The organism is Mesorhizobium sp. 113-1-2, from assembly GCF_016756475.1.
In the GTDB taxonomy this organism is placed as follows: domain Bacteria; phylum Pseudomonadota; class Alphaproteobacteria; order Rhizobiales; family Rhizobiaceae; genus Mesorhizobium; species Mesorhizobium loti_C.
In genome coordinates this window covers 516,959-543,411 of sequence record NZ_AP023242.1, presented here as the reverse complement: position 1 = coordinate 543,411, position 26,453 = coordinate 516,959, and the positions used below count along the sequence as shown (strand labels likewise).

29 protein-coding genes are annotated in these 26,453 nt (G+C 63.3%); 6 read left to right on the top strand and 23 right to left on the bottom strand.

What is annotated here, in order from left to right:
- Positions 1 to 6: 6 nt before the first annotated feature.
- From JN279_RS02480 to JN279_RS02450, 7 genes are all read right to left on the bottom strand, one after another.
- Complete coding sequence (locus JN279_RS02480) at positions 7 to 714, bottom strand: DUF1045 domain-containing protein (RefSeq protein WP_202351891.1); 708 nt, start codon at positions 712 to 714, stop codon at positions 7 to 9.
- Between the two features lie 152 nt (positions 715 to 866).
- The gene (gene iolB / locus JN279_RS02475; protein ID WP_202351890.1) at positions 867 to 1,679 is read right to left on the bottom strand and encodes a 5-deoxy-glucuronate isomerase; all 813 of its coding nucleotides are present in this window, start codon (positions 1,677 to 1,679) and stop codon (positions 867 to 869) included.
- A 4-nt stretch (positions 1,680 to 1,683) separates the two neighbouring features.
- The gene (locus tag JN279_RS02470) at positions 1,684 to 1,902 is read right to left on the bottom strand and encodes a DUF3329 domain-containing protein (RefSeq protein WP_202351889.1); all 219 of its coding nucleotides are present in this window, start codon (positions 1,900 to 1,902) and stop codon (positions 1,684 to 1,686) included.
- 43 nt (positions 1,903 to 1,945) lie between these two features.
- Entirely contained in the window at positions 1,946 to 2,863 is a 918-nt protein-coding gene (gene iolE / locus JN279_RS02465; RefSeq protein ID WP_202351888.1) for a myo-inosose-2 dehydratase, read from the bottom strand.
- An 82-nt stretch (positions 2,864 to 2,945) separates the two neighbouring features.
- The gene (gene iolD / locus JN279_RS02460; protein ID WP_202351887.1) at positions 2,946 to 4,796 is read right to left on the bottom strand and encodes a 3D-(3,5/4)-trihydroxycyclohexane-1,2-dione acylhydrolase (decyclizing); all 1,851 of its coding nucleotides are present in this window, start codon (positions 4,794 to 4,796) and stop codon (positions 2,946 to 2,948) included.
- Positions 4,797 to 4,829: 33 nt separating this feature from the next.
- A complete protein-coding gene (locus tag JN279_RS02455; RefSeq protein WP_202351886.1) occupies positions 4,830 to 6,764 on the bottom strand; it encodes a bifunctional 5-dehydro-2-deoxygluconokinase/5-dehydro-2-deoxyphosphogluconate aldolase in 1,935 nt (644 codons plus the stop codon).
- A 157-nt stretch (positions 6,765 to 6,921) separates the two neighbouring features.
- Positions 6,922 to 7,767: a MurR/RpiR family transcriptional regulator gene (locus JN279_RS02450; RefSeq protein ID WP_096458306.1), complete on the bottom strand. Its 846-nt coding sequence runs from the start codon at positions 7,765 to 7,767 to the stop codon at positions 6,922 to 6,924.
- Between the two features lie 238 nt (positions 7,768 to 8,005).
- Between JN279_RS02450 and JN279_RS02445 the strand changes: the two genes are divergently transcribed.
- Positions 8,006 to 9,115, top strand: a complete 1,110-nt coding sequence (locus JN279_RS02445) for a Gfo/Idh/MocA family protein (RefSeq protein WP_202351885.1) — start codon at positions 8,006 to 8,008, stop codon at positions 9,113 to 9,115.
- A gap of 12 nt (positions 9,116 to 9,127) precedes the next feature.
- Here JN279_RS02445 and JN279_RS02440 read toward each other — a convergent pair whose 3' ends face one another.
- Positions 9,128 to 9,823: a helix-turn-helix transcriptional regulator gene (locus JN279_RS02440; protein ID WP_096452664.1), complete on the bottom strand. Its 696-nt coding sequence runs from the start codon at positions 9,821 to 9,823 to the stop codon at positions 9,128 to 9,130.
- 128 nt (positions 9,824 to 9,951) lie between these two features.
- Here JN279_RS02440 and JN279_RS02435 point away from each other — a divergent pair, with 128 nt between their 5' ends.
- Entirely contained in the window at positions 9,952 to 10,587 is a 636-nt protein-coding gene (locus JN279_RS02435; RefSeq protein WP_096452666.1) for a LysE family translocator, read from the top strand.
- Between the two features lie 48 nt (positions 10,588 to 10,635).
- Here JN279_RS02435 and JN279_RS02430 read toward each other — a convergent pair whose 3' ends face one another.
- The 4 genes from JN279_RS02430 to JN279_RS02415 all read right to left on the bottom strand — a co-directional run bounded on the left by JN279_RS02430 (position 10,636) and on the right by JN279_RS02415 (position 12,925).
- On the bottom strand, positions 10,636 to 11,727 hold the full coding sequence (locus JN279_RS02430; RefSeq protein WP_096452668.1) for a 3-deoxy-7-phosphoheptulonate synthase: 1,092 nt from the start codon (positions 11,725 to 11,727) through the stop codon (positions 10,636 to 10,638).
- A 206-nt stretch (positions 11,728 to 11,933) separates the two neighbouring features.
- Complete coding sequence (locus JN279_RS02425) at positions 11,934 to 12,224, bottom strand: hypothetical protein (protein WP_202351884.1); 291 nt, start codon at positions 12,222 to 12,224, stop codon at positions 11,934 to 11,936.
- Positions 12,225 to 12,239: 15 nt separating this feature from the next.
- Positions 12,240 to 12,662: a type II toxin-antitoxin system VapC family toxin gene (locus JN279_RS02420; RefSeq protein WP_096452671.1), complete on the bottom strand. Its 423-nt coding sequence runs from the start codon at positions 12,660 to 12,662 to the stop codon at positions 12,240 to 12,242.
- Positions 12,659 to 12,925: a type II toxin-antitoxin system Phd/YefM family antitoxin gene (locus tag JN279_RS02415; protein ID WP_096452673.1), complete on the bottom strand. Its 267-nt coding sequence runs from the start codon at positions 12,923 to 12,925 to the stop codon at positions 12,659 to 12,661. Before JN279_RS02415 ends, JN279_RS02420 begins: the two co-directional genes overlap by 4 nt.
- A gap of 76 nt (positions 12,926 to 13,001) precedes the next feature.
- On the opposite strand from JN279_RS02415, the gene JN279_RS02410 reads away from it, so the two are divergent.
- Positions 13,002 to 13,145, top strand: a complete 144-nt coding sequence (locus tag JN279_RS02410; protein WP_202351883.1) for a hypothetical protein — start codon at positions 13,002 to 13,004, stop codon at positions 13,143 to 13,145.
- Here JN279_RS02410 and JN279_RS02405 read toward each other — a convergent pair.
- The 6 genes from JN279_RS02405 to JN279_RS02380 all read right to left on the bottom strand — a co-directional run bounded on the left by JN279_RS02405 (position 13,109) and on the right by JN279_RS02380 (position 19,361).
- Complete coding sequence (locus tag JN279_RS02405) at positions 13,109 to 13,903, bottom strand: SDR family oxidoreductase (RefSeq protein WP_202351882.1); 795 nt, start codon at positions 13,901 to 13,903, stop codon at positions 13,109 to 13,111. The two genes, JN279_RS02410 and JN279_RS02405, sit on opposite strands and share 37 nt — an antisense overlap.
- Positions 13,904 to 13,933: 30 nt before the next feature.
- Complete coding sequence (gene iolG / locus JN279_RS02400) at positions 13,934 to 14,929, bottom strand: inositol 2-dehydrogenase (protein ID WP_096452677.1); 996 nt, start codon at positions 14,927 to 14,929, stop codon at positions 13,934 to 13,936.
- Between the two features lie 113 nt (positions 14,930 to 15,042).
- A complete protein-coding gene (locus tag JN279_RS02395) occupies positions 15,043 to 15,810 on the bottom strand; it encodes an ATP-binding cassette domain-containing protein (protein WP_096452679.1) in 768 nt (255 codons plus the stop codon).
- 2 nt (positions 15,811 to 15,812) lie between these two features.
- Positions 15,813 to 16,889, bottom strand: coding sequence for an ABC transporter permease (locus JN279_RS02390; protein ID WP_202351881.1), 1,077 nt, complete (start codon positions 16,887 to 16,889; stop codon positions 15,813 to 15,815).
- 100 nt (positions 16,890 to 16,989) lie between these two features.
- Positions 16,990 to 17,931 (bottom strand): sugar ABC transporter substrate-binding protein, encoded by a 942-nt coding sequence (locus JN279_RS02385; RefSeq protein WP_096452683.1) that lies wholly within the window; start codon positions 17,929 to 17,931, stop codon positions 16,990 to 16,992.
- 398 nt (positions 17,932 to 18,329) lie between these two features.
- The gene (locus JN279_RS02380) at positions 18,330 to 19,361 is read right to left on the bottom strand and encodes a LacI family DNA-binding transcriptional regulator (RefSeq protein WP_202351880.1); all 1,032 of its coding nucleotides are present in this window, start codon (positions 19,359 to 19,361) and stop codon (positions 18,330 to 18,332) included.
- A 166-nt stretch (positions 19,362 to 19,527) separates the two neighbouring features.
- On the opposite strand from JN279_RS02380, the gene JN279_RS02375 reads away from it, so the two are divergent.
- The 3 genes from JN279_RS02375 (at position 19,528) to JN279_RS02365 (ending at position 22,261) form a co-directional block, all read left to right on the top strand.
- Entirely contained in the window at positions 19,528 to 20,619 is a 1,092-nt protein-coding gene (locus tag JN279_RS02375) for a fatty acid desaturase family protein (RefSeq protein WP_202351879.1), read from the top strand.
- 92 nt (positions 20,620 to 20,711) lie between these two features.
- Positions 20,712 to 21,026 (top strand): MocE family 2Fe-2S type ferredoxin, encoded by a 315-nt coding sequence (locus tag JN279_RS02370; RefSeq protein WP_096452689.1) that lies wholly within the window; start codon positions 20,712 to 20,714, stop codon positions 21,024 to 21,026.
- The gene (locus tag JN279_RS02365) at positions 21,026 to 22,261 is read left to right on the top strand and encodes an NAD(P)/FAD-dependent oxidoreductase (protein ID WP_202351878.1); all 1,236 of its coding nucleotides are present in this window, start codon (positions 21,026 to 21,028) and stop codon (positions 22,259 to 22,261) included. Before JN279_RS02370 ends, JN279_RS02365 begins: the two co-directional genes overlap by 1 nt.
- A gap of 7 nt (positions 22,262 to 22,268) precedes the next feature.
- Here the strand turns inward: JN279_RS02365 and JN279_RS02360 are convergent, their stop codons facing one another.
- From JN279_RS02360 to hslV, 5 genes are all read right to left on the bottom strand, one after another.
- Positions 22,269 to 23,228, bottom strand: coding sequence for a DUF1402 family protein (locus tag JN279_RS02360; RefSeq protein ID WP_202351877.1), 960 nt, complete (start codon positions 23,226 to 23,228; stop codon positions 22,269 to 22,271).
- Between the two features lie 172 nt (positions 23,229 to 23,400).
- Complete coding sequence (gene hslU / locus JN279_RS02355; protein WP_096452693.1) at positions 23,401 to 24,711, bottom strand: ATP-dependent protease ATPase subunit HslU; 1,311 nt, start codon at positions 24,709 to 24,711, stop codon at positions 23,401 to 23,403.
- Positions 24,712 to 24,714: 3 nt separating this feature from the next.
- Positions 24,715 to 25,314: a DUF2585 domain-containing protein gene (locus JN279_RS02350; RefSeq protein ID WP_096452695.1), complete on the bottom strand. Its 600-nt coding sequence runs from the start codon at positions 25,312 to 25,314 to the stop codon at positions 24,715 to 24,717.
- Between the two features lie 4 nt (positions 25,315 to 25,318).
- Complete coding sequence (locus tag JN279_RS02345; RefSeq protein WP_202351876.1) at positions 25,319 to 25,840, bottom strand: GNAT family N-acetyltransferase; 522 nt, start codon at positions 25,838 to 25,840, stop codon at positions 25,319 to 25,321.
- On the bottom strand, positions 25,830 to 26,381 hold the full coding sequence (gene hslV, locus JN279_RS02340; protein ID WP_202351875.1) for an ATP-dependent protease subunit HslV: 552 nt from the start codon (positions 26,379 to 26,381) through the stop codon (positions 25,830 to 25,832). The genes JN279_RS02345 and hslV overlap by 11 nt, the downstream gene beginning before the upstream one ends.
- Positions 26,382 to 26,453 lie beyond the last annotated feature (72 nt).

The following is a 26,453-nucleotide window of genomic DNA, read 5'->3' as shown; positions in this document are numbered from 1 at the left end:
GTTTGTTCAGGCGATTTTTCTGGCCGGGCGGCGTCCCAGCGCGTGCTGGGACAGCACCATGAACGGCGCACCGGGTTCGGGTTCGACAAACAGCGTCAGCGCGTCCACCAGCACCGGCTGCCGCAGCACGTCCGCGAACAGGCTGTCGATTGCTAGGCGAAGACGAGGGCTTTCCTGTGGCCCGGCCCGGCCGGACAGTGTCATGTGGAAGCGGAAGGTCTCGAAGACATAGGGGTAACCCCACTGGCAGAGATTGCGGAACTCGGCCGGCTTCAGCGAATCCGGGCTGCGCCGTTCGATCTCGGCCTCGGTCAGCGGCGCGCGAAAGCGGTCGAAATCGCGCACGACGTCGTCGGCGAAGCGGTTGAGCGGCGGGAACGGTCCCTCGGGCACCAGCGCGAAGAAGCTGTCGATCTGGCTGACGACGAGGCGCGGGATCGTCACAACAGGCGTCGCTTCGGCAAAATGGTCGATTGCGGCGCGCAGCGAGGTTTCCGTCTCGTTGGCCGCCAGGCGGAAGGGGGCTTTCAGCGTCGCGTGGAAGCCATAGCGGCGCGCCGAGGCGGTGTGGAAGGCAACTTCCGCCGCCGATAAATCGGCCACGGCCTCGACCGGCCTTGTCGCCGCGCCGAACGGGTCGCGGCCCAGCCAGTTGGCGGCGATCCGCGCCAGCGGTTCGTCCTGCCGGGGGGTGAAGTAGATGGCATAACGCATGGGAAGTCCTCGTCAGTCTCGCTGCCATAGGTGATTTCCATGACGGATTGACGAAGCTTTGACGGGTTTTCGATGGCAAATCGACCTGAGAAGTCCTTAGCCGACGATTTTTCCCAGCTGGACCAATGGCTTCACTCGAAAGACATCGGCGCTCAGGCCTTCATCAACCATTCGTGCTCGGGTGCATTGTGGAATTTCCACGTCCGCTTCGGCCCGGCCATGACGTTGAGATAGTAGAGATCGTACCCATGGCAGGCGGCGCAGGGGTGATACCCCTTGGGCACCAGCACAACATCGCCATCCTCGATCGCCATGGCTTCGTCGAGCGCGCGATGGCCATCCGTGTCGGCGTCTGTATAGACGCGCTGGAAGGCAAAGCCCTGCGGCGGGTTGAGGCGGTGGTAATAGGTCTCCTCAAGATAGGATTCAGCAGGCAGATTGTCCTGGTCGTGCTTGTGCGGCGGATAGCTCGACGTGTGGCCGCCGGGCGTGATGACCTCGACCACCAGCAAGGAATCCGCCGGCTTGCCTTCCGGCAGGATGTTGGTGACGTAGCGCGTGTTGGTGCCCTTGCCGCGCACCTCCTGGCCGAGATCGTCCGGCCCGATCACCCGAACCGGCAAACCACCGCCAAGGCCGGGCGCCGAGCACACCGCGAGCTCCAATTCGGTATCAGCCGTTACCGACCACTCCGATCCCTCGGGCACATAGACCGACCACGGCTTGCCTTCGAAGGGAGACATCCGCTCGCCGAGCAGGCCGAGATCCTTGCCGTCTGCCTTCGCCGTGCCCTTGCCGGTCACGAACACCAGGCAGACTTCGCGGTCGTCCGTCTTCCCCGAAGCGCTTTCGCCGGGTTGCAGCCGATGCAGGTCGAAGCCGACATAGGTCCAGCCGGCGCTTTTCGGCGTCACATGGGCGACGCGGCCATGGCCCTTGTCGGCCTTGACGAGCAGTTTCGACATCGGGTTACTCCTTCGGTTCGGCCTCGGCCGTCGCATTGTTCTCATCGGCCGGCTTGTAGAGGTAGAAGAACTGCCAGACGGCATAACCAGCAAAGCCGAGCGCGATGACGCCCCAGAACGGCGTGCCGGTGGCGAATTCGATAATCGACCAGATGACGCAGACCGCGACGACGGCGACACGCCGCCATAGCGGGCGGAAGAAGGGGTGCTCGTAATCTTTCATCGGGCCAATCTACAGCAACCTGGCTCGCCGTGAACCCATCGCATCAGGCATTCGGGAAGCCTTGCGTCTCGACCGTGTAGCCGGCGGCGGTCATCACCCGCATCAGTTCCTTGTGGCCGACCTCAGCCATCTTGAGCGGCGGGTTCTTCTTCGGGTCCTGCTCGGCCTCGACCACGAACCAGCCTTCATAGCCATAATCGGCGAAGCGTTGCACGATGGCGCCGAAATCCAGCGAGCCGTCGCCCGGCACGGTGAAGGCGCCGAGCGCCACGGCGTCGAGGAAGGACTGCTTGGTGCGGTCGAGCCCGTCGATCACGCCCATGCGCACATCCTTCACATGGACATGGCTGATGCGCTTGTGGTGGTTGTCGATGGCGCGCAGCACGTCGCCGCCGGCAAAGGCCAGGTGTCCGGCGTCAAGCAGCAGCGGAATGCCTTCGCCGGAATGGCGCATGAAGGCATCGAGCTCCGGCTCGGTCTCGACCACAGCCGCCATGTGGTGGTGGTAGGAGAGCGGCATGCCTTGTTCGGCGCACCATTCGCCGAATTCGGTCAGCCGCCTCCCATAGGCCTTCATCTCGTCGCCCGACAGTTTCGGCTTGGTGGCGAGTGGCTTCGAGCGGTCGCCCTGGATCGAGCGGCCGACCTCGCCATAGACGATGCAAGGCGCGTTGACCGCCTTGAACAGGTCGATCATCGGCTGGATGCGATCCTTGTTCCTGCCCATCTCCTCATCGACCAGCGTGCCGGAAAACCAGCCGCCGCACAGCGTCACGTCGGCCGCCTTGAGAATCGGCAGCATAACGGCGGGATCGTTGGGGAAACGCCGGCCCATTTCCATGCCGGTGAAGCCGGCCGAACGCGATTGGCGCAGGCATTCTTCCAGCGACACGTCATCGCTCAGTTCGGCAAGATCGTCGTTCCACCACGCTATGGGGGACATGCCCAGTTTGGCTTTCAAGTCGTCACTCCGGTTTCTTGTTCACCCTCCCCCTTGTGGGGAGGGTCGCTGCGAAGCAGCGGGGTGGGGGGCGGCGCCGACATCAATCGCCGACGCTCTGCATCTGGCGCTTTTCGTCATAGGCCTTGCGTGCCGCATTGACCTGGGGCCGCGCGGAGACTTCCGGCACCGCCACATCCCACCAATGGCCGCCGGCATCGGTGGAAACCAGCGGATCGGTGTCGATGACCAGCACGGTGGTGCGGTCGTTTGTCTTGGCTTTTTGCAGCGCGTTTTCCAGACCGGCGATCGACGGCACCTTTTCGGCGATCGCGCCCATGCTCGCCGCATGCGCGGCAAAGTCGATATCGGGCAGGATCTCGTGGCGCGAGTCCTTCAGGAGATTGTTGAAGTTGGCGCCGCCGGTCGCCATCTGCAGCCGGTTGATGCAGCCATAGCCGCGGTTGTCGAGCAGCACGATAGTCAGCTTCAGGCCTAGCATCACCGAGGTGGCGATCTCGGAATTCAGCATCAGATAGGAGCCGTCGCCGATCATGACGACGACCTCTTCGTCGGGCTTGGCCATCTTGGTGCCGAGCCCGCCGGCAATCTCGTAGCCCATGGTCGAGAAGCCATATTCGGCATGGTAGGAGCCGGGCGCGCCGGCCTGCCAAAGCTTGTGCAATTCGCCGGGCAGGCCGCCGGCGGCATGCAGCAGCGTCACGCCGGAGCCCATGGCGCGCTGCACGGCGCCGATCACCTGTGCATCGGAGGGGAAAGCGGCATTGGTTGAGGCCGTCACCTTGGCCGCGTCGGTCTGCCAGGCCTTCTTGCCCTTGGCCGAATTGTCGGTCCAGGCGGCTGGCGCCTTCCAGCCCTTCAGCGCGGCACCGAGTTCAGCGAGGCCCTCGGCCGCGTCGGCGACCAGCGGCAGCGCGCGGTGCTTGCCGGCATCGAAAGGCTGCACGTTCAATCCGATGATGGTCTTGCCGGAATTCTTGAACAGCGCCCACGAGCCGGTGGTGAAATCCTGCAGGCGTGTGCCGATGGCAAGCACGACATCGGCTTCTTCCGCCAGCCGGTTGGCGGCCGAGGTGCCGGTAACGCCGACCGCCGCCATGTTGAGCGGATGATCGTCGGGCAGCGAGGATTTGCCGCCTTGCGTCTCGCAGACCGGAATGCCGGCGCCTTCCACGAACTTGGCCAGCTCATCGGAGGCCTGCGAATAAAGAACGCCGCCGCCGGCGATGACCAGCGGCTTCTTGGCACCCTTGAGCGCTGCCGCAGCGGCGGCAAGCTCGTGGCGATCCGGGCGCGGCCGGCGCTGGTGCCAGACCCGCTCGGCGAAGAAGCTCTCGGGATAGTCATAGGCCTCCGCCTGCACATCCTGGCAGAGCGACAGCGTCACCGGGCCACAATCGGCCGGATCGGTCAGAACAGCCATGGCGCGGCTCAGCGCCGGGATGATCTGCTCAGGCCTGGTGATGCGGTCGAAATAGCGCGACACCGGACGGAAGCAGTCATTGACCGTCGCCGTGCCGTCGGAAAAATCCTCGGCCTGCTGCAGCACTGGATCGGGAATGCGGTTGGCGAAGACATCGCCGGGCAGAAGCAGGACAGGCAGCCTATTTACATGCGCCAGTGCCGCCGCCGTCACCATGTTTAGCGCGCCGGGGCCGATCGAAGAGGTCGCGGCCATGAAGCGGCGGCGGAAATTGGCCTTGGCATAGGCGATCGCCGCATGCGCCATCGCCTGTTCATTGTGGGCGCGGAAGGTCGGCAGCTCGTCGCGCACCTGGTAGAGCGCCTCGCCGATGCCGGCGACATTGCCGTGACCGAAGATCGCCCAGACGCCGCCGAAGATGGGCACTTTTCTGCCGCCGATCTCGGTCATCTGGCGGCTGAGGAAGCGGGTCAGCGCCTGCGCCATCGTCAGGCGGATTGTCTTGCTCATGGTGTTTTCCTCCGCAGTCCTTGTGCCGCGCCTTTATGCTGCTTTACGGCCACGCGCGGCAAGCCACGCTTCGGTCAGCTGTTCGAAGCGCGTCGCCATGTCGGCGACCGCCTCGTCATCCGACATCTTGCCGGCCAGCCATTGTTCGGCCGCGTGGACGAAGATGGTGCGGCCGACAGCAAAGCCCTTGACGATCGGCGCCTTGGCGGTGGCGGCAAACGCCGCCTCCAACTCATCCTGCGGCGCTTCCAGCCCGAGCAGCACGATGCCGCGGCACCAGGGATCATGCTTCAGGATGACCGCTTCGATCTTGGTCCAGGCACCCGCAGACGCCTGCGGTTCGAGTTTCCACCAATCCGGCTTGATACCCAGCGCATAGAGTTCCTCCAGCGCGCGCGGGATCGTCGTGTCGTCGAGCTTGCCGTGCTTGCCGGCGATGATCTCGATGAGCAGTTCCCGGCCGACTTTCCGCGCCGCCTCGAACAGCGCGCGCAATTTCTGCTGCTGCTCTTCCTTCAGGGCCGCCGGATCGTCGGGGTGATAGAAGCACAGGCATTTGATGCAGTGATCAACCGGCCATTCCACCAGTTGCGAGCCGATGTCCTGCGAGAATTCGAAGCGCAGCGGCCGCGAGCCCGGCAGTTCCACCGGGCGGCCGAGCCAGGCGAGGGAATGCCTGGCGAATTCGAACATCGCCTCGCGGCCATGTTTTTCGTCGATCAGCATGCCGTAGCCGTCGCGGCCGGCAGCGACCTTCGCCGCGGCCTTGACCGCCAGCACCTTGAAATCGCGGATGCGCGCCGGATCGGCGCCGGTCTTCGCCGCCACGTCCTCGAGCTGCACACGGTGGTCGCAGGCGAGCGCCATCAGCGAGGGGATGTCGCGCCGGCGGGTCGTCGCCCAATGGATGTGGTTGATCGCCTCGTCCTTGCGCAGCGCCCTGTATTTGCTGCCGTTCTTGAGGAAGAACTGCAGCTCCTCGAAGGTCGGATATTCCGGCGCGCAGAGCAGCCGCGACACGGCGAAGGCGCCGCAGGCATTGGCCCAGGTCGCCGCGGTCGCATGGTCTTCGCCGCCCAGCCAGCCGCGCAGGAAGCCGGACATGAAGGCGTCACCGGCGCCCAGCACATTGTAGATCTCGATCGGGAAACCCTTGCCGACGACACCGTCCTCGAGATCGTCGCTGATCGGTCCGTCATAGACGATGCAGCCCATGGCGCCGCGCTTCAAGACGATGGTGGCCGCCGACAGCGCGCGGATCGTCTTCAGCGCGCGCAGGCAATCGTCGGCGCCCGAGGCGATCATGATCTCTTCCTCGGTGCCGACGATGAGATCGCAATCGGGCAGCACGGTCTTCAGCTGGGCCGAGACCCTGTCCGATTTGACATAGCGCTCGAAGCCTTCGGCATGGCCGGCGAGGCCCCACAGATTGGGCCGGTAGTCGATGTCGAAGACGACCTTGCCGCCCTTGGCTTTCATGATGCGGATCGCCTTGCGCTGCGCGGCGTCGCTGTTGGGCCGGGAAAAATGCGTGCCGGTGACGACGATCGAGCGCGCCGAAGCGATGAACGCTTCGTCGATGTCTTCCGGCGCCAGCGCCATGTCGGCGCAGTCCGAGCGGTAGAAGATCATCGGCGAAACGCCTTCGCTTTCGACCGAAAGCAGCACCAGCGCCGTCAGCCGTTCCTTGTCGGTCTTCAGCCCGTCTGTGTTGACGCCTTCGCGCTTGAGCTGTTCGCGGATGAAGCGGCCCATCTGTTCGTCGCCAACGCGCGTCAGCAGCGCCGAGCGCAGGCCGAGCCTCGCCGTACCGACCGAAATGTTGGCGGGGCAGCCGCCGACGGACTTGGCGAAAGAAGTGATGTCCTCCAGCCGCGAGCCGATCTGCTGGCCATAGAGGTCGACGGAAGCGCGACCGATGGTGATGACGTCGAGCGGCGCCTGTCTGGCGTCCACGGCTTCGCTCATTTGGAACCTCCCGTCAGTCTTGTTGTCAGGAACAACATTGTTTGGGTAACACGCGCGAGCGGCAGCGTGGTGCCGGCAATATGAAATAATAATTCCAATCCATAGTCAATATGGAATGAGCATTCCCTGACCTAAAATTACCTTTTGGGATAGCCGATCAGGCCTTGCGCTTGCGGCCTGCGTCGCGCCGCTTCTCGCCGACGCCGACGGTCAGCGCCATGGCCAGCGCCATCGTCGCCGACAGCGAACGGAAGCCGGCGAAGTCCGCCTCGGCAACCTCGAACCAGACGCTGGCGAACTGGGCGAGCGGCGAAAACGAGCTGTCGGTGATGGCGACGATCGGCACGCCTTGCTCCGAAATGGTGCGTGCTTCCTCGATGGTAGCGGGCGCATAGGGCGAGAAGGAGATGGCAATGACGGCGTCCGCCGGCGTGGCGAAGGCGATCATCTCGGCGTTGAGGCCGGCGGCCGATTCGATCAGCTGGTTACGGATCTTCAGCTTGCCCAGCGCATAGGCGATGTAGGTCGCCACCGGGTAGGAGCGGCGCTTGGCTAAGACATAGATGGTCTGCGCCTTCGCCAGCAGCGAAATCGCGTCTTCCAGATGCGCGTCATCCAGCGCGCGCGAAATGTCGTTGAGCGAGGTGCTGGCGGCGGCGACGAAGCCGTCGAAGATCGCGCGATGTCCGGCGCCGCCCTCGGCCTTGGCGCGCAGCGCCTGCAGCCGTTCGTCATAAGATGAGTTGCGCTCCCGCAGCCGCTCGCGGAACACCTGTTGCAGGCTGGTAAAACCGTCGAAGCCGAGTTGCTGGGCAAAGCGGATCAGGGTGGAGGGCTGCACGCCGGCTGAGGCGGCGATGCTGGCGGCGGTGCCGAAGGCGATGTCGTCGGGATTGTCGAGCGCGTAGGCGGCGATCTGCGCGATGCGTTTGGGCAGGCTTTCGCGCCGGTCCAGGATGGTGGCGCGCAGCGTCTCGAAGTCGCGAGGTACCCGTTCGTCCATCGTCGGCCCGTCCAAGCTTGTCCAAAGCGCGTCAGCGCGCTTCAGACCGTTTGATTCCATGCATGTCGTTGTCCCAAAACCGCAGCGCACTTTTGGGCGACATGCATTGGAAACGTCCTCTCTGCCCCATCATAGCGAGCCTGCGCAAGAACGCCATAAAAAATGAGGCAGACATTCCATTTCAAGAAGAAATGGACTAATTCATCCATCAAGCGCTTCATGTGGTGGAGAACGGAAAATGGTTGGCGTCGGTCTTATCGGCACGGGCTTCATGGGCAAATGTCACGCCATAGCGTGGAGTGCCGTCGGCGCCGTCTTTTCCGATGTCGCCAAGCCAAGGCTTGTCCATCTCGGAGAGGTCAATGAGGAGCTTGCCCAGCGCAAGGCCGGCGAGTTCGGTTTCGCCAGGGCGTCCGGCGACTGGCGCGCCGTCGTCAACGACCCGGAGGTCGAGATCGTCTCGCTGACCACGCCCAACCAGTTCCATCCCGAGATGGCCATCGCCATTCTCGAGGCTGGTAAGCATCTGTGGTGCGAAAAGCCGATGGCGCCGAGCTTCGCCGAGGCCGAGGCCATGGCTGCCGCGGCGAAGAAATCGGGCAAGATCGCGGCGCTGGGCTATAACTACATCCAGAGCCCGGCCATCCGTCACATCGGCGCGCTGCTCGACGAGAAGATTATCGGCGAGGTCAACCATCTGCGCATCGAGATGGACGAGGATTTCATGGCCGATCCCGAGGCGCTGTTCTTCTGGAAGCATGAGGCGTCTTCCGGCTATGGCGCGCTCGACGATTTTGCCGTGCATCCGCTGTCGCTGGTCTCGGCCCTGTTCGGCCGCATCGCCAGCGTCATCTGCGACATGGCCAAGCCGTATGCCGACCGCAAGCTGGCTAGCGGCGGGCGCCGCGCGGTCGAAACCTACGACATTGCCAGCGTGCTGATGCATCTGGAAAACGGCATTGCCGGCACGTTGCAGGTCAACCGCTCGGCCTGGGGCCGCAAGGGCCGCATCGCCATCCAGATTTTCGGCTCCAAGGGTTCGATCCTGTTCGACCAGGAGCGGATGAACGAAATCCAGCTCTATGTCACATCGGATCGCCCGACCGAACAGGGCTACCGCACCATCTTGGTGGCGCCGCACCACAAGCCCTACGACGCCTTCCTGCCGGCACCCGGGCACGGCCTCGGTTTCAACGACCTCAAGACCATCGAGTGTCACGAGTTGCTGACGCGGCTTGCCGGCAGACCGGCGCGGCTGATCGAGTTCGCCGAGGGGCTGGAGATCGAGCGCACCGTGCACGCCATGGCGCGCTCCTTCCAGGAAAAGCGCTGGGTCGATGTGCGGTAGTACAAGCGCGCCTTAACCGCCGACGGCCGGGGTCTCCCAGCCGTCGACCCAGACCTGCCGCAGGCGGTCGCCTTCGCCCTTGAAGTGCAGCCCTGTCGGCTGACAGTCTTCGATGCGGTCGCTGCGGAAATTACGGATGGCCTGGCGCAGCTCGCACCAAGCCACCGTGTTCACCGCCTCCGCGTAATAGATCAGTGCGATCGGCCGGATGATGCGTTGCGTGGTCCGGCCTGCCTCGTCGCGATAGGAGAGGTCGAGCTTCTCCTCGTCGCGGATGGCGCGGCGCACCAGCGCAAGGTCGATCGTGCCGGCCGAAGGCGCGGCAAAACCCCAGGCATGCAGCGCATTGGCGTCGAATGTCTGGCGCAGCGGCTGCGGCACCGCGCCGGCAATCTTGGCGCTGACACGCTTGGCCGCCTGCTTGAGCTCGTCGTCTCCCGTGCGCTCCAGCAGCGCCAGCGACAGCACAATCGCCTCCATCTCCTCGATCGAAAACATCAACGGCGGCAGGTCGAAACCGGGGCGCAGTATGTAGCCGATGCCGCGTCCGCCCTCTATCGGCACGCGCATCGCCTGCAAGGCCGCGATGTCGCGATAGATCGACCGGATTGTCACTTCCAGCCGCTCGGCAATCATGGCCGCCGTCACCGGCTGCCGCGCCAGCCGCAGAATCTGGATGATCTCGAACAGGCGTGACGCCTTGCGCATTTCCTGACCCGGCTCCCATCCCAACTGACACACCATTGTCAGTTGGGTCTACCTATAGGATTGCCTATCGAATTGAAAATCAACAGGTTCCGCTGCGACTTGGTGGAACGAGGCGACAGGCAACTGACATGGGTTACGCGGAAAATCTCTGGCTGTTCTTTATCCTGCTGTTCGGCATCATCGCCGTTCCGGGCATGGACATGCTGTTCGTGCTGGCCAATGCGCTGACCGGCGGGCGCGACAGGGGCCTTGCCGCGACCGGTGGCATCATGGTCGGCGGCATGGTGCACACGCTGAACGGGGCGATCGGCGTAGGCCTGCTGATGCATTTCGTGCCGATCCTGTTCACGCCGCTGCTGCTCGCCGGCGCCGCTTACATGGCCTTCATCGGCATCACGCTGATGCGCAGCTCCATCACCGTCGGTCACGATGGACCCGTCGGCAGCCGCTCGGCATGGAAGGCGTTTCGACAGGGGCTGGTGACCTGCCTGATCAATCCGAAGGCCTATCTGTTCGTGCTAGCCGTCTATCCGCAGTTCCTGAAGCCGGACTACGGCCCGATCTGGATGCAGGCAACTGTCATGGGCCTGCTGACGGTCCTCACCCAGGCCGCGATCTATGGTGGGCTCGCGATCACGGCCGGTCGCAGCCGCAACCTGTTGATCGCCAATCCGCGGGCGACCATCCTTGCCGGCCGGGCGGCCGGGCTGCTGCTCTTTGCGGTCTCGGTGTTCACCGCCTGGGAAGGGCTGAAGGCGGCGTGATCCCCGACTGAAACGGGGATCACGCCGCTGCCTTTGTCTCCGACCAGATCAGGCGGCGCCCTGCCGGTTCTCCAGCATGGCGCGGCGTGCCGAACGGCGCCATTCGACGGCACCGGCAAGGCCGTGCAGCACGGTCTCGGTGGTCGCCCAGTCGATACAGCCATCGGTGATGCTCTGGCCGTAGACGAGCGGCTTGCCGGGCACCACGTCCTGTCGGCCGGCGACGAGATTGCTCTCGATCATCAGGCCGATGATGCGCTCGTCGCCAGCTGCCACCTGGCCCGCCACATCGGCAGCGACCTTGGGCTGGTTCTCCGGCTTCTTGGCCGAATTGGCATGGCTGACATCGATCATCAGCCGCGGCGCGACACCGATGCGGGCGAGTTCGACCGAGGCCGCTTCGACGCTTGCCGCGTCATAATTGGGCTGGACGCCGCCGCGCAGGATGACATGGCAGTCCTCATTGCCGGTGGTGGTGGCGATGCCGCTGCGTCCGCCCTTGGTTACCGCCATGAAATGATGTGGCTGGGCGGCCGACTTCACCGCCTCGCCGGCGATCCTGAGATTGCCGTCGGTGCCGTTCTTGAAACCGACCGGACAGGACAGGCCCGAGGCCAGCTCGCGGTGGATCTGGCTCTCGGTGGTGCGCGCGCCGATAGCCCCCCAGGCCACGAGGTCGGCAATGTATTGCGGCGTGGTCATATCGAGGAATTCGGTGGCCGCCGGCAGGCCGAGATTGTTGACGGCCGAGAGCACGTTGCGCGCCATCCTCAGCCCCTTGTCGATGTTGAAGCTGCCGTCGAGGTCGGGATCGTTGATCAGGCCCTTCCAGCCGACCGTCGTGCGCGGCTTCTCGAAATACACCCGCATCACGATCTCGAGCCGGTCGGACAGGGTCTCGCGCAGCGCCGCCAGACGGCTGGCATAGTCAACGGCCGCGACCGGATCGTGGATCGAACAGGGGCCGACGACGACAAGCAACCGGTCGTCGGTGCCGTTCAAGATGGCATGGATGGCATTGCGTGACGCGCTCACGGTGCGCGTCGCCGTCAGCGTGCGCGGGATTTCCCGCATCACCTGGTCCGGCGTGCTCAGTTCTCGGATTTCCTTGACCCGAAGGTCGTCTGTGGTGGTCAACACGGCTTTCTGCTCCTGGTTAGGAGACCTGCCGGCTGAAACAAAAAAGCCGCCAGGTCTGGCGGCTGTTCGGATATTGTTGCTGCAATCTTCAGATCGAGCGCAATCCTCCCGCCGCCAGCGAGCTGCTAAAGTACCAATAGGTGGCGGACAGGTGGATCATCCGGCTCATATAATCGAAGCCGAGGCGTTTGTCACGTCCCAGCGTTTCAGTTTGAAATGTGCTCGTGGCCCTGGGGAAACCAGATGCCGCGTCGAAGCCAGCTAGCCCCGCCCAAATTGGGCACGACATGATTTTGGTCGAGATCGTTCATGTCCTTGATGATCGCGATGCTGACAATTTTCGCGGCTGACCCGAAGGCGAGCGCGAAGAGTTGCAGGGCGTCGGCTTCCGACCGGGCGGTGACGCCGACACCAAGACAGCCGCTTAGCGTGATCCAATATGGATGCATCGAGACGTTCTCTTGTGGCACAGGCGCATGACCCCTGAGGTCCGACATGCTGCGCCGGGCGGCTCATGCCGTCCAGGGATCGAAGAGTTCTATTCCGAAGCCTTCGAAATCCCTGGTATTGCGCGTTGCCAAGGTGAGCTGCCGCGCAATCGCCGTGGCTGCGATCAGGCCGTCCATCGATGACAGGCCGCGCCCACGGCGCTTGGCAAGGCCCATCAGGTCGCCCCAGGCCAAGGCAACCGGTTCGTCCACCGGCAAAACCCTTTGCTCGAAGCGCTGCGGCAGGTCCCGAGCGAGCCATTCGGCGAGTGCCTCGCGTTTCCGGCCCTCATCCATCAGGGCGACGCCGCGCCGGATCTCGGCGATCGATATGACGCTGATGAATGAGCGGTCCTCATCAAGCCCGTCCAGCCAGTCCAGAACGCTTGCGTCCGGCGCCGGCCTTGTCACCTCGGACAGGACATTCGTATCGAGCAGCAGCCTCACAGCGGCAGGTCACGCGGCTCGTCGGGCTGACGTTCAAGGTCGAGATCGGCGCCGCGCAGCGGTGACCCCAGCAGGAACTGCGCAAGCGTACCCTTGCGCACGGTCTTCCGCTGCCATTCCTCGGCCGAGACGACAACCACGCTTGGCTTGCCGTTCTTGGTGATCGTCTGCGGCGACGACTGCGCGCGCTCGATAACCTCCGAGAGCCGGGCCTTTGCTCCGGCGACCGTCCAGTTGGTATCCTCTTTGGTCTCAGGACGCATTTCAACCTCCGTGACCATTCTGACTATCTTGACTATATAAGAATGGCGATGAGGCGGCAACAGGGAAGGAGCGAGCATGCCTTTGACTGGTCCGCAACCAGTCACGCTGTCGCTGATATTTTTCGGCTATCTCGGCCAACAGATGGCCGAGATGCTTCTGGCCGTGCGGCTGCTCGGACGCTGCTACTCGCCAATCACTCCGGCAATGTTCTGGTCGTAGTCGACCAGCGACCCGGTCATGACACCGGCCTGCGGGCTGATCATGTAGGTGATCAGCCGGGCGAGCTGGTCCGGCTTGACCAACTGGCCCATCGGCTGCGCGGCCTCGGCTTTCGCCAGCCAGTCGTCCGGCGCGTCATGCCATTTTTTCTGCACGATCGCCTCGCCCTCGGTGTCCATCCATCCGGGCAGCACGGCGTTGCAGCGGATGCGGTTCTTCCGATACGAGCTGGCGACGTTCTTGGTCAGCGTCATCAGCGCGCCCTTGCTGGTCGAATAGGGCGTCAGGAAGGACTGGCCGGCATGTGCCGACATCGACAGCACGTTGACGATCGAGCCCGGTGCCTTGCGCTCCAGGAGATGCGCGACCAGCCCCTGCATCAGGAAGAACGGGCCACGCACATTGGTGTCGAAGATCTGGTCGAAGAGCTCTTCCGAGGTTTCAACTAGTGAGCCGCGTGCCGAGGTGGCGGCTGCGTTGACCAGCGCGTTCAGCGTACCGAAATGCGCGAGTGCGGTCGCCACCGCGCGCTTGCAATCGGCCACCTTTGAAACGTCGGCGCTGATGAAGATGGCGTCGACGCCTGACTTCTTGAGGGTGGCAACCGCCTTGTCGCCCTTCTCCTGCGAGCGGCCGATGAGCGCCAGCGCCCGGCAGCCTTCGTCGGCCAGTGCCTCGGCGACCGCGAAGCCGATGCCTTGGGCGCCGCCGGTGACGATGGCGCGTGTTGTCGAATTGCGATCGGCTGATGCGCTCATCGCTTTGCTCCTGTGGCTCGGGTCCGGTTCTTACTTGTCGAGGCGGACGGTCTTGCCCGTCGTCGCCGACTTCAGCGCCGCATCCGCCAGCTTCAGCGCCACCAGGCCGTCGGCACCGCTCGGAGCCGCTTTCTTGCCTGAGGTCGCGGCGGCGATGAACGAGGCGATCTCGATGGCATAGGCGTCGAGATAGCGGGTCATGAAGAAGTCGTGCAGCGGCGGGCGCGTATAGCCCTTGTCGTTTGCCACTTCGATCGACACCGGCCGCTGGTTTTCAGCTGCGACCATGCCTTTCGAGCCGTGCACCTCGATGCGCTGGTCGTAGCCATAGGTGGCGCGGCGCGAGTTGGAGATGACGGCCTGCTTGCCCGAAGCGGTCTCCAGGATGACGCTGACCGAGTCGAAATCGCCGGCCTCGCCAATCTTCTTGTCGACCAGCACCGAAGCGTGCGCGGAGACCGCCACCGGCTCTTCGCCGAGGAGGAAGCGCGCCATGTCGAAATCATGGATGGTCATATCGCGAAAAATGCCGCCCGAGCGGGCGATATAGTCCAGCGGCGGCGGGCCGGGATCGCGCGAAGTGATGGTGACCATCTCGACGGTGCCGATGGCGCCGTCGTCGATCGCCTTGCGCACCGCGGCGAAATGCGGGTCGAAACGTCTGTTGAAGCCGACCATCAGCGTCGCCTTTGCCTTCTCGACCACGGCCAGGCATTTTTCCACGCGCTTCACGCTCAGGTCGATCGGCTTCTCGCAGAAGATCGCCTTGCCGGCCTTGGCAAAGCGTTCGATCAGATCGGCATGGGTGTCGGTCGGCGTGCAGATGACCACGGCGTCGATATCCGCGGATTTCTCGATGGCGTCGATCGTACGCACCTCGGCGCCATAGGCCGATGCCAGTTCCTTTGCCGCCTTCTCGAAGGCGTCGGCAACGGCAACCAGTTTGGCCTGCGGATTGGAACCAACGGCGCGGGCATGGACCTTGCCGATGCGGCCGGCACCGAGGAGGGCGAAGCGGAGAGTCATGGAATGTCCTTTGAAGGTGGTTCGAAACTGTCGGCGCCGGTCATGGGCGCGGGTGATTTTCCGGTCAAGACAAGATCGACAGGAGGCGATGACCGCCGCCTCCACGCCCGGCGTTAGGCCGCGAGTTCCGCCTCTCCGGTCTTGGCGCCGGTGATGTAGGAGACGATATCCTGGCCGTCGGTGTTCTCCTTGCGCAGATTAGCGACGATCCGGCCGCGCCGGAAGACGACGATGCGGTCGCACAGGTCGAACACCTGGCGCATATTGTGGCTGATCAGGATCAGCGGCTCGCCATTGGCCTTCAGCGTGCGGATGATGTTTTCGACCTGCGCCGTTTCTTGCACGCCGAGAGCCGCCGTCGGCTCGTCCATGATGATCAGCTTGGAGGCGAAGGTCGCCGTCCTGGCGATCGCCACGCACTGCCGCTGGCCGCCCGACATGTGGCGGATGGTGTTGGAGAGATTGGGGATTTTCACCGCCGTGCGCACCAGCGCCGCCTCGGTCGCCTTGCGCATGTATTTGCGGTCGAGGATCGAGAATGGCCCCAGATTGAACAGCACCTTTTCGCGGCCGAGGAACAGGTTCGACGGCACGTCGAGATCATCGGCCAACGCCAGGTTCTGAAACACCGTCTCGATGCCCGCCGTGCGGGCCTCGATCGGGCCGGTGAAATTCACTTCCTTGCCGTCGAACCAGACCTTGCCGCTGGTGCGTTGCTCGACAGCCGTGATCTGGCGCACGAAGGTCGACTTGCCGGCGCCATTGTCGCCCATGATGGCGACATGTTCGCCCTTGCGCAGCTCGAAGTTCGCGCCTTCCAGCGCATGCACGCCGCCATAGCGCTTGGTCAGGTTTTCAGTCTTCAGGACGATGTCTGACATGGTCAAGCCCTCAATGCCCGCAGGCGTTGGCGCCACTGGTCGAGAACGACAGCCCCGACGATGATCACGCCCTTGACCATCTCCTGGTAATAGGCGTCGAGGCGCAGGAAGGTGAAGCCGGAGATGATGACGCCGAAGATCAGCGAGCCGATCACCGTGCCGACGATCGAGCCGCGGCCGCCCGACAGCGAGACGCCGCCGATGACCGCCATGGCGATCGCGTCGAGTTCGTACATCACGCCCATGCCGGACTGAGCGGTGAGGTTCTTGGAGGAAAGCACCACCGCGGCAAGTGAGGCGAGGATGCCGGCGATGACGTAAACCAGGATCTTGTGGTTGGCGATCTTGATGCCGGACATGCGCGCGGCATCCTCATTGGAGCCGATCGCATAACAGTGCTTGCCGTACCTTGTGTAGGTCATGATCAGCTGGAACAGGATCGCTAGCGACAGGAAGATAATGACGGGCATCAGCCCCTTGCCGATCGCCGCGAAACCGTCGGTCGGGAACGAGATCGGCTGCCCCTTGGACCACCATTTGGCGATGCCGCGCGCGGTGACCATCATGCCGAGCGTGGCGATGAACGGTGGAATGCGCGTGTAAGCGATCAATGAGCCATTGACGAGGCCGGCGAACAAGCCGCAGCCGATCGCCACCAGCACCGGCACGATGACCGGCAGGTCGGTCCAGCCTTGTGCCAGGAACATCGCCTTCGGGTTGGGATTGCCGTTGACGGTTGCCACCTGGGCGAAACTCATGGCGATCATCGCCGTCGCGCCGACGATTGAACCCGAAGACAGGTCGATGCCGCCGCAAATGATGACTTGCGTCACGCCGATGGCGATGATGCCGACGATCGACACCTGCAGGATAATGATCTGCAGGCGCGCCTCATTGAAGATCCCCGAGACATCGCTGCGGGTGTTGAACAGGAAACTGTCGCCGAGAAAGATGCGGCCGATCGCTTCGAAGATGACAACGAGGATGACGAGCGCCAGGAAAACGTTGAATTCGGCTGGCCATGCGCGCTTCTTCGCATCGTAGGTGAGCCCTCCGACGCCATGAGATGTCTGTGCCAATCTTCTATCCTCCGTCAGCCGCGGTCGTTCCTCGCGCCTTCAGGCGCTGAGGGAAAGGGGAGCGGCGCTGTCTTTTGCGCGCCGCTCCATATTCCGTGGCTCAGTTCTTCTTCAGGAACTTGTCGATGTTGGCCGGGGTGACGAGCTGGAACGGCACGTAGACCTTGTGCTCGACCTTCTCGCCCTTGGACAGCTTGAGCGCCGCATCCAGCGCACCGGCACCCTGGCCGGCCGCGTCCTGGAACACAGTTGCGTCGAGGTCGCCGGCCTGCATGGCGGCAAGCGCGTCCTGCGTGGCATCGACACCGCCCACGACAACCGACTTCATGTCGATGTTGGCTGCCTTCATCGCCTGGATGGCGCCGATGGCGCTTTCGTCATTGTTGGCGATGACGCCGTCGAACTTCTTGCCGGTCGACAGCCAGTTGGTCATCAGGTTCTGCGCTTCGTCACGGTTCCAGTTCGACGTCTGCTTGTCGATGATCTTGATGAAGCTGCAATCCGGCGTGGCGATCACCTCTTCGATGTCCTTGGTGCGTTGCACGGCGGCTTGGTTGGAAAGCTCACCCATGATCACATAGACATTGGCTTCCTTCTTGCCGGCTTCCTTGAACAGGCGGCAGACTTCCTTGGTTTCGAGCGTGCCGGAATCGGCCTCGTTCGAGGCGACGAAGGCCTGGTTGTCCGGCAGCGTGTTCACGTTGACCGGCTCGCGGTTGACATAGACAAGCGGAATCTTGGCAGCCGCGGCGGCGTCCGACATCGCTTGGGTGGCCGAGGTGTCAACCGGGTTGACGATGATCGCGTCGACGCCCGAAGCGGCGAAGTTCTTGATCTGGTCGAGTTGCTTGGCGACGTCGTTCTGTGCGTCTTCGACCTGCAGTTCGACGCCGCTCATGCCCTTGGCCTGCGCGATCATGCCGTTGCGCAGCACGGTGAGGAAGTTGTCGTCGAACTTGGCCATCGATACGCCGATCTTGGCGGCCATGGCCGATGAACTCATCAGCGCCGCGAAGGCGACGCCCAAAAGCAGTTTCTTCATTGTATCTCTCCTCCACTTTTGGTGTCCGGTTGCACCGATCTATCCGGAATCCCCGATCTCCCCGGGGAATCTCTCCCTGATATCGTTTCGTCCCGCGCGGCATTCCCTGCCTTGGCTGGAACGCCGAGCCCTCTGTTTGAAACAGACGTTCCGGAACGAAAGAACCAAAATGTACAGCTAGTGAAATATTTATTCCATTTCGCCACAAGACGTCAAGGGCGATTCCAAGACCGGATGCGCGATTCTGATGTCGACGCAGACAGGCCATGCGCGAAGCCGCCGGTCGCACGCCGGCTGCGCAGCCAATTCCGCGGTGGATCGCCAGGCGATGCGGCACCTATCAGCCGTGATGGGTTCTTTCATCCGCCGACGGAACGCGGCTGGAGTACTGGAGATCGCTAGATATTTTCGGGCAGGTAGATCTCGAACGGCAGAAAAGTCTGTCCCGGCGCGTTCGCGGCACCTGTCTCGATGGCATGCGCCATCAGATCCAGCAGTTCGCGGCAAAGCGCCGGCAGCGGCGTCGAGATCACCATCGTCAGGATGCCGTCCGCCAACGCCGAACGCGAAACCGCCGTGATCTCGTTGCAGACGACTGCCGGCATCTCGGCTGGCCTCGCCTGCCTTAGTGCGGCGACCGCGCCTTCCATGCCGCCGCCGGCGACATAGCAGCCGACCAGATCGGGGTGGCGGCCGAGAAGCTCGAGCAGCGTGTCCTGCGTGATCTGGTTGGCCTCGAGATTGACCAGCGTTTCCAGCAAGGTGAAGTCAGGCGCCTGTTCGCGGAAGAAAGAGCGGAAGCCGATCTCGCGCAACTCATGCCCGTGGAAACGGTGGCTGCCGACGAACAGCGCCACCTTGCCCGGCCGCCTCGCCGCCTTCGAGATCATCCAGGCCGCGGTTCTGCCCACCTTGCGGTTGTCGAGGCCGACATAGCCCTCGCGGATGCCGGCGGCGAAGTCGGACAGCAACGAAAACACCGGCAGGCCTTTCGCCTTCATCTCCTCGACGGTGACCGTCAGTGTCGGGTGATCCGGACCGACCAGCGCGACCGCCCTGCATTTGGCGGCCAGCTTGCGCGTGCGCTCGACGATTTCGTCCGGCGTCAGCGAACTGGCGAAATCGACGATCGCGACGCCGCGGAAACGCTGCGACTGCGCCACCGCAAGTTCGAGCTGCCGCGCGAACTCCGTGTAGAACACATCATTGCCTCTCAAGAGCAGGAAGCCGAGCCGGTACTCCGGCAGTTCATGGCGCATCCGCTGCTTGATCAGCCCGGCCGCGTGATAGCCGATCTCGGTCGCGGTCTCGTAGACGCGGCGCGCGGTCTCTTCGCGCACCGGCAGACGGTTGTTGAGCACCCGGTCCACCGTGGCAACGCTGACGCCGGAGATGCGCGCCAGATCGGTGATGGTCGGCCGTTTCGCCATGATCGCCCTCGTTCGATTGCGGGACAAGGGTACATCATTCTGATAGGAAATGATAGAAACTATCTTTGTGATATTGAGTCTATCATGGCTCAGCGGTATTTTCACGCTCGAAGCCAATGGGCAAGCGGCATTCGCTTGGGCGGGTGCCTTGCCGAGGGAGGCAATCATGACCGCAGCGCCGTCCCGGCGTGACTACAGCCTGATCGGCCGCGACGCCAAGCTCGCCGTCGAAAACGGCCTGTCGGCGGCCGAGTGGTATCACACCGACATTCCCCGCAAGCAGATGAAGGAGCTGATGCAGCGCTCCGACGGCCCGGCGATCCGCGACACCGCGATCTGGCTCGCCGCCCTCCTCGTCAGCGGCGCCGGCAGCGCCTGGTTCTGGGGTACGTGGTGGTGCGTGCCGTTCTTCTTCGTCTATGGCGTCCTCTACGGCTCGTCGACGGATTCACGCTGGCACGAATGCGGCCACGGCACGGCGTTCCGGACGCAGTGGATGAATGATGCGGTCTATCAGATCGCCTGCTTCATGATCATGCGCAACCCGGTGACCTGGCGCTGGAGCCACACGCGCCATCACACCGACACCATCATCGTCGGCCGCGACCCGGAAATCTCGGTCATGCGGCCGCCGGACCTGGTGCGCGCGCTGCTCGGCTTTGTCGGTGTAACAGATGCCTGGCATGCTATGTCGGACATGCTGCGCAACGCCGCCGGCAACATCAGCGCGGCCGAAAAGACTTTCATTCCCGAGCAGGAGCAGCCCAAGGCGATCCGCATTGCCCGCATCTGGACCGCGATCTATGCCGCGACCATCGCCCTGGCGCTCTACACCGGCTCGTTCCTGCCCTTGATGCTGGTTGGCCTGCCCAGGCTCTATGGCGCCTGGCATCACGTCATGGTCGGCCTGCTGCAGCATGGCGGCCTCGCCGACAATGTCATCGACCATCGGCTGAACAGCCGCACCGTCTACATGAACCCGGTCAGCCGCTTCATCTACTGGAACATGAACTATCACGTCGAGCATCACATGTTCCCGATGGTGCCCTACCATGCGCTGCCGAAGCTGCATGAACTGATCAAGCATGATTTGCCGGCGCCGACGCCGTCGATCCTGGCAGGCTACCGCGAGATGATCCCGGTTTTCCTCCGCCAGCTGCGCAACGAGGACTATTTCCTCAAGCGCGAACTGCCGCCGACCGCCAGGCCGTACCGCGAGGAATTCCACAGCGATGCCGTCGCCGCCGCGGCGGAATGATCGCGGCGATCCGATCTGGATCCTTTGTTTCAACGAAATTCCGGACGGAAAGCCGCTCGCACTTTTCCTGGAATTGCTTTTGGGAGGACTGAATGAGCGACTGGGTCGAGGCCTGTGCTGCCGACGACATCGATGAAGAGGATGTGATGCGCTTCGATCATGGCGGGCGCACCTTCGCCATCTATCGCAGCCCGGACGACGAATATTTCGCCACCGACGGGCTTTGCACGCATGAGAAGGTGCATCTCGCCGACGGGCTGGTGATGGACGACATCATCGAATGCCCCAAGCACAATGGCCGCTTCAACTACAAGACCGGCGCGGCCAGGGGCGCGCCGGTCTGCGTCAACCTGAAAACCTATCCGGTCAAGGTCGACGCCGGCAAAGTCCTCGTTCAGATCGGGTGATGGATATGGCGCGGGGAATGGTCATCATCGGCGCCGGCGAATGCGGCGGGCGGGCAGCCCTTGCGCTGCGCGATCTCGGCTATGACGGGCCGGTGACGCTGGTCGGCGACGAGCCGCATCTGCCCTACGAACGGCCGCCTCTGTCCAAGGAGGCGATGGTCAGCGACGCGCCGGAAATCAAGGCGCTCGCCAGCGACGCGATCCTGGCCGAGAAATCGATCCGGCATATCCGTTCCGTCCAGGCCGTTGCGATCGATCGCATGGCGCATATGGTGCGCCTCTCGGACGGTTCGGTGCTGCCCTACGACAAGCTCCTGCTGGCCACCGGCTCGACCCCGCGCAAACTGCCGATGCCTGGCCTCGGCGCGCGCTGCGTCTACCTCAGAACTTTCGCCGATGCGCTGGCCATTCGCGCCCATCTCAGCGCCGGCAGCCGCATCGCCGTCATCGGCGGCGGTTTCATCGGCCTCGAACTTGCCGCCGCTTCCCGCAAGCTCGGCGCTTCCGTCACCGTCATAGAGGCGCAGCCGCGCATCCTGATGCGCGGCGTTCCGGCCGAAATCGCTGAAATCATCCATCAGGCGCACGTCGCCGAAGGCGTCGACATACTGTGCGGTGACGGCATCGCGTCCATCGCCGACGACGGCAAAGAGGTGCGCGTGACGCTTGCCGGCGGACGCGAAATCACAGCCGATCTCGCCATTATCGGCATTGGTGCCGTGCCGGCGACCGGGCTCGCGGCGGAAGCCGGCCTGACGATCGACAACGGCATTGCGGTCGATGCCGAGCTGCGCAGCAGCGATCCCGACATCTTTGCCGCCGGCGACTGCTGTTCTTTCCCGCTTGCCGTCTATGGCGGCCGCCGTGTGCGGCTCGAAGCCTGGCGCAATGCGCAGGAACAGGGCGCGCTGGCCGCCAAAAACATGCTCGGTGCCCGCGAGGCGCATGCGGCGGTGCCGTGGTTCTGGTCGGATCAATATGGCTTGTCGCTGCAGATCGCAGGCCTTTCGGACGAAGGCCGAAGCACCGTGCGCCGCGATCTCGGCGACGGCGCCTTCATCCTCTTCCATCTGGCTGGGGACGGCAGGCTGGTCGCCGCCAGCGGCATCGGTCCCGGCAATGCGGTTGCCCGCGACATCAGGCTGGCCGAAATGCTGATCGGCAAGCAGGCAAGGCCGGCGCCGGAAGCGTTGGGGTCGCAGGCCGTCAAGCTGAAGTCGTTGCTGGCGGCCTAAGGCGCGCCTAGAACAGCGCTTTCAGTTCCGGCAGTTTGTCGTTGACCAGCCAGCCGTAATAATTCTCCTCCGGCAATTTTTCCGGCTCACCGGCGGCGCGGCGCTTGTCGTTCTCCGCCTTCAGTGCATAGGCGCGCTGCTCCGGGTTGCCGACATTGTAGAGCGTGGCGGTCAGTCCCGGATTGCCCGAAATGTCGAAGCCGGCAATGCTCTTGTAGGCATCGATCGATTTCCTGATCGTCGCCGCGACGTAGGGCAAGGTCAGGTCTGGATCCATGATCGTCTTGTAGACCGAATTGGGGTCGCTGACGTCGAGCTTCGGCAAGCCCGACACCTTGTGCACGAGATCGCTCATCTGCAGGGCGGTCAAGGGGTTCAGCTGGCCGAGGCCGAAAGTCTGGCCGGCATAATAGGGCTGGAAGAAGGTGGCGCCGAAGCGGTCGTCGGGAAAGTCCTCGCCGCCAACATTCTTGCCGCGAAACGCATGGTTCCACACCTGCTCGCGGCATTCCCACAGATCATAGCTGTCGGACATAGCAGCGCATTTCTTGAATTCCGGCCGCTGCACGAAATCGGTGATGTCCTCGCCCTCATAGGCGAAGGACAGCTTGCTGGAGAGGTAGGAGATCGCCTTGACGTAATAGGTCTGCAGCCGGTCATAGGCGTCGACATTGTAGGTGTGTTCGCCGACAATGGCGCCGACGATGTGCATGGGATCGATGCCATAGGCGGCAGCGGCCTTCTTGATCTTGCCGCGCAGATCGGGGTCGTTCTGCAGCAAGGCATAGACCTTGCGGTATTTCGCCTGGAAGGTGGTGTTGGTCGCCTGCGTGCGCCGGCTCGAGGCACCGGGAATGTCGGGCTGCTCGGCATTACGGTTTCCCGGCGGCACCAATGTCGCGGCATCGGCGGCGAACAGCGTCGCCGCCAGCGTCAAGCCGAGAAGGACCAGGATGAGTTTTTTCATGCGCCGCCGCCTGCAGATTTTGCGGGCAAACTAGGTAAAGCTCAGAGTTGAGTCGAGAGCGCCCCTTCACCCGGCAAGACGAAAGGTGGCCAGATGGTACCATCTGGCCACACATGGTTCTGTTCGCCGGAATATTGCCTAAGCCGGCACCGGAATGACCCGCTACCGTCGTTTAAAGGATGAAACGCGACAAATCTGTGTTTCGCGCGAGATCGCCGACATGCTTTTCCACATAGGCGGCGTCGATGGTGACCGATGTGCCGTTGCGGTCGGGCGCGTCATACGAAATCTCGTCCAGCACCCGCTCCATCACCGTCTGCAGCCGCCGGGCGCCGATATTCTCGACGCTGGCGTTGAGGTCGACGGCGATGCCGGCCAGCGAATCGATGGCATCGTCGGTGAAGGTGAGGTCGACGCCCTCGGTCTTCATCAGCGCGATATACTGCTTGATCAGGCTGGCTTCCGTCTCGGTCAGGATGCGGACGAAATCCTCCTTTTCCAGCGCGCGCAGCTCGACGCGGATCGGCAGGCGGCCCTGCAATTCGGGCAGCAGGTCGGACGGCTTCGAGACATGGAACGCACCTGAGGCGATGAACAGGATATGGTCCGTCTTCAACGGCCCGTATTTGGTCGCCACCGTCGTGCCTTCGACCAGCGGCAGCAGGTCACGCTGCACGCCTTCGCGCGAAGGCCCGCCGGAGATGTCGGATCTGGCCGCAATCTTGTCGATCTCGTCGAGGAAGACGATGCCGTCATTTTCCGTCGCGTCGAGCGCCCGGCGCACCACCTCGTCCTGGTCAAGCAGCTTGTCGGACTCGTCGCTGACCAGCAGATCGTAGGATTCCTTCACCGTCGTCTTGCGCGACTTGGTCTTCTTGCCGCCCATCGCCTTCGACAGCATGTCGTTGATGTTGAGCACGCCGATATTGGCGCCCGGCATGCCGGGGATCTCGAAGCCAGGCATGCCGCCATTGCCAGTGTCGGCCACTTCGATCTCGATTTCCTTGTCGTCGAGTTCGCCGTCGCGCAGCTTCTTGCGGAAAGAGTCACGCGTCGCCGGGCTCGCCGTCTTGCCGACCAGCGCTTCCAGCACGCGTTCCTCGGCGTTGATGTGGGCGCGCGCCTTGACGTCCTCACGCATCTTCTCGCGCACCAGGCCGATGGCGATTTCGACGAGGTCGCGGATGATCTGCTCGACGTCGCGGCCGACATAGCCGACTTCGGTGAACTTGGTCGCCTCGACCTTGACGAAAGGCGCACCGGCCAGCCGCGCCAGGCGGCGCGAAATCTCGGTCTTGCCGACGCCGGTCGGCCCGATCATCAGGATGTTCTTCGGCATCACCTCTTCGCGCATCTGACCTACCAGCTGCTGGCGGCGCCAGCGGTTGCGCAAGGCGATGGCCACGGCGCGCTTGGCGTCCTTCTGGCCGATGATGAAGCGGTCGAGTTCCGAAACGATTTCGCGGGGAGAAAATGTCGTCATAATCTAAATTCCACTTTGCCACTGCTTGATGGCCTCGAACGGATGCAGCAGCATGATCACGTTGAGTGTCAGATTGTCCCGGATGAGATAGCCAGTACCCAGTTCGAAAAGGATGGCGAGGCTGACGATCACCCATATAGGTAGCCTTCGCGCCATCACAAATCCCAGCACCATGGCCAGTGTGTCGGACACCGAATTGATGATGCTGTCGCCGTAATAATCGAGCGAGATGGTGCCGGCGCGGTAGCGGTCGATGATGAACGGGCTGTTCTCCAGCAATTCCCAGCCGCCCTCGATGAGGACGGCGAAGGCCAGCCGCAAGCCGACCGGCGACCGCGGGAACAGGAACTTCGCCAAGGCATAGAACAGGAAGCCGTGGATGATGTGCGAGAAGGTGTACCAGTCGGAAATGTGCTGAGAATTCTCCGAACTGTTCACCACGCCATGCCAGAGTTTGACGTAGCCGCAGGTGCAGATCGGTGTCCGGCCCATGCCATAGAGAGCTCCGGCCTGGAAGATGAGCAGGCCAAGGACGAGCAGAAGACCCATGCGCCAGCTGTCTTCATAGGCCGAATAGCCATCGTCCGCGGCTGGTGTGTTCATCTGGTTATTTCCCCTCTTCATCATCGTCGGCATCGATCGCCATCAGCACGACGTCGCCATAGACCGATTGCCTGCGGTCTATGGCCCGGAATCCGGCCTTTTCATAGGCGCGGGTGGCCCTGAGATTGGCCGGATCGGGGTCAATGATGACGCGGGGCACACCTTCCTCGAACAGATCTTCGACGAACTGGCGCACGATCGCCGAACCATGGCCGATGCCGACCAGTTCCGGCCGGCCGATTGACAAATCGATGCCGAGCGTGCCGAACGGCTGGTCGGCATAGGGATGGTCGTCTTCCAGATGCGGGTCGTAGCTCTGCAGATAGGCGATCGGCTTGCCGTCGAGTTCGACGATCAGCGGCTCGACCGAAATCGAGTCGATATGATCGCGAATCTCGGCGATTTCCGTCTCCGGATCGTCCCACCACTCGGCCACATGCGGCTCGGCGAGCCAGCCGGCGATCATCGGCAGGTCCTTTTCAGTCACCGGCCGAAAATCGTAGAGCACCACCTTCTCAGGCGGCATCGAGCGTTTCGATGACGAAATTGTTGTTTGTGTAGACGCAGATGTCGGACGCGATCTGCATCGCCTTGCGGGCGATCTCCTCGGCGTCCTTGTCGGTGTCCATCAGCGCGCGAGCGGCGGCCAGTGCGTAATTGCCGCCCGAACCGATGGCCATGACACCATGTTCGGGTTCGAGCACGTCGCCGGTGCCGGTCAGCGCCAGCGAGACCGACTTGTCGGCCACCAGCATCATCGCCTCCAGCCGGCGCAGATAGCGGTCGGTGCGCCAGTCCTTGGCCAGCTCGACGCAGGCGCGCGTCAGCTGGTCGGGATATTGTTCGAGCTTGGCTTCCAGCCGTTCCAGCAGCGTGAAGGCATCCGCGGTGGCGCCGGCGAAACCGGCGATCACATTGCCGCCCTTGCCGATGCGGCGGACCTTGCGGGCATTACCCTTCATGATGGTCTGGCCAAGGCTGACCTGGCCGTCGCCGGCGATCACCACCTTGTTGCCCTTGCGCACCGTCACGATGGTCGTGGCGTGCATGGTCAGTTCATTTGACATTCCTGGCTCCGATTCGCGCGATCCCAAAGAGGCGATTGGCGCGGTACGAGTAACTTCGATCGGCCATATGTA

Excerpts from the sequence above, each read along its gene's own strand:
- JN279_RS02405 (WP_202351882.1), bottom strand. The coding sequence starts at position 13,903 with ATGAGCGCATCAGCCGATCGCAATTCGACAACACGCGCCATCGTCACC.
- JN279_RS02395 (WP_096452679.1), bottom strand. The coding sequence starts at position 15,810 with ATGTCAGACATCGTCCTGAAGACTGAAAACCTGACCAAGCGCTATGGC.
- JN279_RS02370 (WP_096452689.1), top strand. The coding sequence starts at position 20,712 with ATGAGCGACTGGGTCGAGGCCTGTGCTGCCGACGACATCGATGAAGAG.
- iolD (WP_202351887.1), bottom strand. The coding sequence starts at position 4,796 with ATGAGCAAGACAATCCGCCTGACGATGGCGCAGGCGCTGACCCGCTTC.
- JN279_RS02425 (WP_202351884.1), bottom strand. The coding sequence starts at position 12,224 with ATGTCGGACCTCAGGGGTCATGCGCCTGTGCCACAAGAGAACGTCTCG.
- JN279_RS02470 (WP_202351889.1), bottom strand. The coding sequence starts at position 1,902 with ATGAAAGATTACGAGCACCCCTTCTTCCGCCCGCTATGGCGGCGTGTC.
- JN279_RS02410 (WP_202351883.1), top strand. The coding sequence starts at position 13,002 with ATGCCTTTGACTGGTCCGCAACCAGTCACGCTGTCGCTGATATTTTTC.
- JN279_RS02455 (WP_202351886.1), bottom strand. The coding sequence starts at position 6,764 with ATGAGCGAAGCCGTGGACGCCAGACAGGCGCCGCTCGACGTCATCACC.
- JN279_RS02365 (WP_202351878.1), top strand. The coding sequence starts at position 21,026 with ATGGATATGGCGCGGGGAATGGTCATCATCGGCGCCGGCGAATGCGGC.
- JN279_RS02445 (WP_202351885.1), top strand. The coding sequence starts at position 8,006 with ATGGTTGGCGTCGGTCTTATCGGCACGGGCTTCATGGGCAAATGTCAC.
- JN279_RS02450 (WP_096458306.1), bottom strand. The coding sequence starts at position 7,767 with ATGGACGAACGGGTACCTCGCGACTTCGAGACGCTGCGCGCCACCATC.
- hslV (WP_202351875.1), bottom strand. The coding sequence starts at position 26,381 with ATGTCAAATGAACTGACCATGCACGCCACGACCATCGTGACGGTGCGC.
- JN279_RS02380 (WP_202351880.1), bottom strand. The coding sequence starts at position 19,361 with ATGGCGAAACGGCCGACCATCACCGATCTGGCGCGCATCTCCGGCGTC.
- JN279_RS02350 (WP_096452695.1), bottom strand. The coding sequence starts at position 25,314 with ATGAACACACCAGCCGCGGACGATGGCTATTCGGCCTATGAAGACAGC.
- JN279_RS02480 (WP_202351891.1), bottom strand. The coding sequence starts at position 714 with ATGCGTTATGCCATCTACTTCACCCCCCGGCAGGACGAACCGCTGGCG.
- JN279_RS02360 (WP_202351877.1), bottom strand. The coding sequence starts at position 23,228 with ATGAAAAAACTCATCCTGGTCCTTCTCGGCTTGACGCTGGCGGCGACG.
- JN279_RS02345 (WP_202351876.1), bottom strand. The coding sequence starts at position 25,840 with ATGCCGCCTGAGAAGGTGGTGCTCTACGATTTTCGGCCGGTGACTGAA.
- JN279_RS02435 (WP_096452666.1), top strand. The coding sequence starts at position 9,952 with ATGGGTTACGCGGAAAATCTCTGGCTGTTCTTTATCCTGCTGTTCGGC.
- hslU (WP_096452693.1), bottom strand. The coding sequence starts at position 24,711 with ATGACGACATTTTCTCCCCGCGAAATCGTTTCGGAACTCGACCGCTTC.
- JN279_RS02375 (WP_202351879.1), top strand. The coding sequence starts at position 19,528 with ATGACCGCAGCGCCGTCCCGGCGTGACTACAGCCTGATCGGCCGCGAC.
- iolB (WP_202351890.1), bottom strand. The coding sequence starts at position 1,679 with ATGTCGAAACTGCTCGTCAAGGCCGACAAGGGCCATGGCCGCGTCGCC.
- iolG (WP_096452677.1), bottom strand. The coding sequence starts at position 14,929 with ATGACTCTCCGCTTCGCCCTCCTCGGTGCCGGCCGCATCGGCAAGGTC.
- JN279_RS02385 (WP_096452683.1), bottom strand. The coding sequence starts at position 17,931 with ATGAAGAAACTGCTTTTGGGCGTCGCCTTCGCGGCGCTGATGAGTTCA.
- JN279_RS02415 (WP_096452673.1), bottom strand. The coding sequence starts at position 12,925 with ATGCGTCCTGAGACCAAAGAGGATACCAACTGGACGGTCGCCGGAGCA.
- JN279_RS02440 (WP_096452664.1), bottom strand. The coding sequence starts at position 9,823 with ATGCGCAAGGCGTCACGCCTGTTCGAGATCATCCAGATTCTGCGGCTG.